At 64.2% G+C, this 3684-nt stretch carries 4 protein-coding genes and 2 pseudogenes; 3 read left to right on the forward strand and 3 right to left on the reverse strand.

The features are described from left to right. The 3 genes and pseudogenes from AC3IFE_RS24855 to icmH all read left to right on the forward strand — a co-directional run. Positions 1–145: pseudogene (locus AC3IFE_RS24855) on the forward strand (type VI secretion system lipoprotein TssJ); the annotation flags it as partial. Positions 146–247: 102 nt separating this feature from the next. Continuing rightward, positions 248–1594 (forward strand): type VI secretion system baseplate subunit TssK, encoded by a 1347-nt coding sequence (tssK, locus tag AC3IFE_RS24860; RefSeq protein ID WP_089466526.1) that lies wholly within the window; start codon positions 248–250, stop codon positions 1592–1594. Next, positions 1591–2373: a type IVB secretion system protein IcmH/DotU gene (gene icmH, locus AC3IFE_RS24865; protein WP_489192640.1), complete on the forward strand. Its 783-nt coding sequence runs from the start codon at positions 1591–1593 to the stop codon at positions 2371–2373. Before tssK ends, icmH begins: the two co-directional genes overlap by 4 nt. A gap of 113 nt (positions 2374–2486) precedes the next feature. Here icmH and AC3IFE_RS24870 read toward each other — a convergent pair whose 3' ends face one another. From AC3IFE_RS24870 to AC3IFE_RS24880, 3 genes and pseudogenes are all read right to left on the reverse strand, one after another. Further along, a complete protein-coding gene (locus AC3IFE_RS24870) occupies positions 2487–2828 on the reverse strand; it encodes an immunity protein Imm33 domain-containing protein (protein ID WP_489192642.1) in 342 nt (113 codons plus the stop codon). Positions 2829–2850: 22 nt separating this feature from the next. Further along, a complete protein-coding gene (locus AC3IFE_RS24875; RefSeq protein ID WP_489192644.1) occupies positions 2851–3255 on the reverse strand; it encodes an Imm1 family immunity protein in 405 nt (134 codons plus the stop codon). A gap of 67 nt (positions 3256–3322) precedes the next feature. Further along, positions 3323–3684: pseudogene (locus AC3IFE_RS24880) on the reverse strand (hypothetical protein); the annotation flags it as partial.

A 3684-nucleotide genomic window follows, 5' to 3' on the forward strand; every position in this document is an offset into this window, starting at 1 on the left:
CGATCCGGCGAAGTCGGAGAAATCCGGCATAATCATCGGCCTGCATAATTGCGCGATGACGGTCACCGACGGGACGGTCATCGCACCGCAACAGGGTGCGCCTTCGCAACCGCTGAATATGTTGTCTTCGGTCTCCTGCGGTTAAACATGACGCACGAATGTCAATTAACAAGAGTTAACAATTGGCGATTTAATTCGGGCACGAACAAATCGATTACGTCGCAACGCCACATTAACCGGATTTGACATGAGTTATTCGGCCAAGGTGCTGTGGGGGGAAGGACTGTTCCTCCGGCCTCAACACTTTCAACGGCAGGACGCGTACCACGAGGCGCGCCTGTTCGAGTCCATCCAGGCGATCCAGCCGTACAACTGGGGCGTGCGCTCGGTGCGCATCGATCGCGACGCGCTCGGCAGCAACGTGCTGCGGGTCGCCGAGCTCGCGCTCGTGTTCCCGGACGGCGCGCTGTATGCCGCGCCGCAGGCCGACGACCTGCCGCCGCCGATCGCGCTGGATACGTTGCCCGACGGCATCAACGAATTCGTGTTCTATCTCGCGCTGCATCCGCTGCGCGAGAACGGCACCAACTACAGCGACGATCCGGCCGCCGGCTTCATGACGCGGTTCGTCAGCGAGCAGACGAGCGTCGCCGACAACTTCACCGACGCCGCCGAAGCCGACATCACGTTCCTGAAGACGCAGGTCAAGCTGATCGCGCACAGCGAACCGCGCGACCAGTTGCTGTCGGTGCCGCTCGTGCGCGTGCGCCGCACCGCGACGTCCGGCTTCGAGATCGACGACAGCTTCGTGCCGCCGTGCCTCGCGATCGACGCGTCGCCGATCCTGCACCAGCGGCTGCGCCAACTGGTCGACGCGCTGCAGGCGAAGGTGAACGCGCTGTACGGCTTCCACCGAGAGCCGTCGAAGAACATCATCGAATTTCGCTCGGGCGACATCGCGTCGTTCTGGCTGCTGCACACGGCGAACGCCGCATTCGCGACGCTCGCGCACCTGCACCAGCACGCGGCGCTGCATCCGGAACGGCTGTTCCAGGAACTGCTGCGCCTCGCGGGCCAGCTGATGACGTTCTCGAAGGGCTATACGCTCGCCGACCTGCCCGTCTACCGCCACGACGATCCGGGCCCGAGCTTCGCGCGTCTCGACCTGATGCTGCGCGAACTGCTCGACACCGTGATCTCGACGCGCTATTTCGCGATCACGCTCGACGAGGTGCGCCCGTCGTTCCACCTCGGCCGCCTCGATTCCGGCAAGATCGACGACAAGACGGAGTTCTACCTCGCGGTGTCCGCGGACATGCCGAGCGTCGAGCTCGTCGATGCGGTGCCGGCCCGCTTCAAGGTCGGCGCGCCCGACGACGTCGACAAGCTCGTGCTGTCGGCGATGCCCGGCGTGCGGCTGTCGTACACGCCGCAGGTGCCGCCCGCGATTCCGGTGCGCCCCGGCGCATGCTACTTCGCGCTCGATTCGCGCAGCCCGCTGTACGAGCGCATGCTGCAGGCCCAGTCCGCGATGATCTATGCGCCGACTGGCATCAATGACCTGAAATTCGAACTGATCGCGGTCACATCATGAGCTACGCGCCTTCCCTGTTCGGCGACAACGTGCCGCCGCCCCTGCATAGCCCGGCGTCGACGGACTCCGCGTTCCAGGCCCGTTCGCTGCTCGATTTGCTGTACGACGGGTTCTTCATGCTGTTCCTGCTCAAGAACAAGCGGGAGCCGGACAGCGCCAGCGAGTTCAGCACGCGAATCCAGGAATTCCTGTCGGATTTCGAGCGCGGCGCGAAGAAGCTGAATATCGCCGCCGAGGACGTGTACGGCGCGAAGTTCGCGTTCTGCGCGGCGATCGACGAGATGGTGCTGTCGTCGCAGTTCAAGATCCGCGCGGACTGGGAACGCCGGCCGCTGCAGCTCGTGCTGTTCGGCGAGCAGCTCGCGGGGGAAAAGTTCTACCAGTATCTCGAGGAAGGTCGCGCGCAGGGTGCGGCGCGGCTGCAGTCGCTCGAGGTGTTTCACATGTGCCTGCTGCTCGGGTTCCAGGGCAAGTATCTGCTCGAGGGGCCGGAGAAGCTCGCTTATCTCACCGCGCGGCTCGGCGACGAAATCGCACACATGAAGGGCAAGCGCGCTGCGTTTGCTCCGCATTGGCCGCTGCCGGATCAGATCGCGCATCGGTTGAAGCGGGAGGTGCCGGTCTGGGCGATCGGGGCGGTGTTTGCGCTGGTGGCCCTGCTTGGGTATCTCGGGCTCAACACGTATCTTAAGGACAAAACGCTACAGACGTTGGCGCCTTATTCGCAGGTGATCAAGGTGGGCCCGGAGTCGGCTAATTTGACGATTTCGTTGCCGTAACAGGAGCGCGTTTTTTCGAATGCCGCTTCATGGAAGAAGGACCGCGTGGCGGTCCTTCTTCGTTTTTACCGGCTTCCTCCGGACAACTGAAAGATCGATCGCATACCGATACGTCACGCCGTCCAGACATCTTCATAGCCCGCATCGTCGATGATGAAGCGTGCGCCGGGCGGCAACCGCAGATAGGGCAGAACCGAGGGCAGGCAGGTCGACAGGTGCGCGGCATGCAGCGGCTGATAGAAATCGTCGGCGTCCGAGTATTCGCCGCAGTGGAAAAACCAGCCGACGTCGTCGCCTTCTGACAGCGCGATGCGCGTGCCATAGACAGGCATGCGCCCGAGCGTCGACATCGCGACGGTAACCTTCTCTTCGGGCTCGGCGGCGTGCAGGCCGTAGCGCGCGCAAATCGCTTCCTGTTGCGCGCGCAATGCTGCCGGATCGTCTGCCCTATTCATTTCCTTCCTGTCCCGCGGCGAATCAGCCGGGTTGCCAGCATAACCGCGGATCGGCGCCGCCGGTCGATACGAAATAGGCTGCCGCCTGCGTCGCCGTCGCGCGATCGACGCACTGCCGCGCCGGATAGCTGCCTCGCTGGCCGCCTGCCACGAGTTCGATCGTTTCGTCTGCCGACGCTTCGGGTGTCGTCAGGTTCAGCAACGCGGCGTCGATCTCCGATGCGATGAAGACGACGTATCGGCCGTCGTGGCCGCCGCCGATCGTCATCACCGTTGCGTCGTTTGCGTCCAAGGCGACGGTCGAGCGATCGCGGCCGTTCAGCCGTTCGACGGCCGCGATCGCTTGCGCGGGGTCGTCGCACGGCGCTTCCGTCACGTGCGATCGGTTGCCGATGATTGTTTCCTCGATCACTTTCGTCGTTCGCATTCGAATTCGTGCTGCCGTGTTACCCGCGCCCCTGACGTGCACGTTGCCCGACAGGGGCCGCGTGCGCTCAACCGCCGACCATCTCCATGAAAACCGCTGCTTCCGCATCGGGCAGCGCATCGCCGATCCCCGAGCGGACCTCCGCGATGAATGCCGGCAGGATTTCATACGTGTCGTCGACGATATCGCGCGAATGCTTTCCGATATACAACTCGCACCAGATGCACAACGCGTGAGCAAAATGCGTGACGGTTGGCGCGACGCGCGACGGAGCCCAGGCGCCGGCGCCGTGGCGGCCGAACAGCACGTCGCCCGCCGGCACGACGATCACGGGATCGCCGCCCAGCTGGCCCAGCACGGTCCAGTCGTCGTGCCATCCGGCAAGGCGCCGGCCGCACGCGTCGACGCGATAACCGACCTGGCCACCCG

Source organism: Burkholderia sp. APQ4-4ca (genome assembly GCF_057837105.1).

Coding starts and splice junctions, on each gene's coding strand:
- tssK (WP_089466526.1), top strand. CDS start 248: ATGAGTTATTCGGCCAAGGTGCTGTGGGGGGAAGGACTGTTCCTCCGG.
- AC3IFE_RS24870 (WP_489192642.1), bottom strand. CDS start 2,828: ATGAATAGGGCAGACGATCCGGCAGCATTGCGCGCGCAACAGGAAGCG.
- AC3IFE_RS24875 (WP_489192644.1), bottom strand. CDS start 3,255: ATGCGAACGACGAAAGTGATCGAGGAAACAATCATCGGCAACCGATCG.
- icmH (WP_489192640.1), top strand. CDS start 1,591: ATGAGCTACGCGCCTTCCCTGTTCGGCGACAACGTGCCGCCGCCCCTG.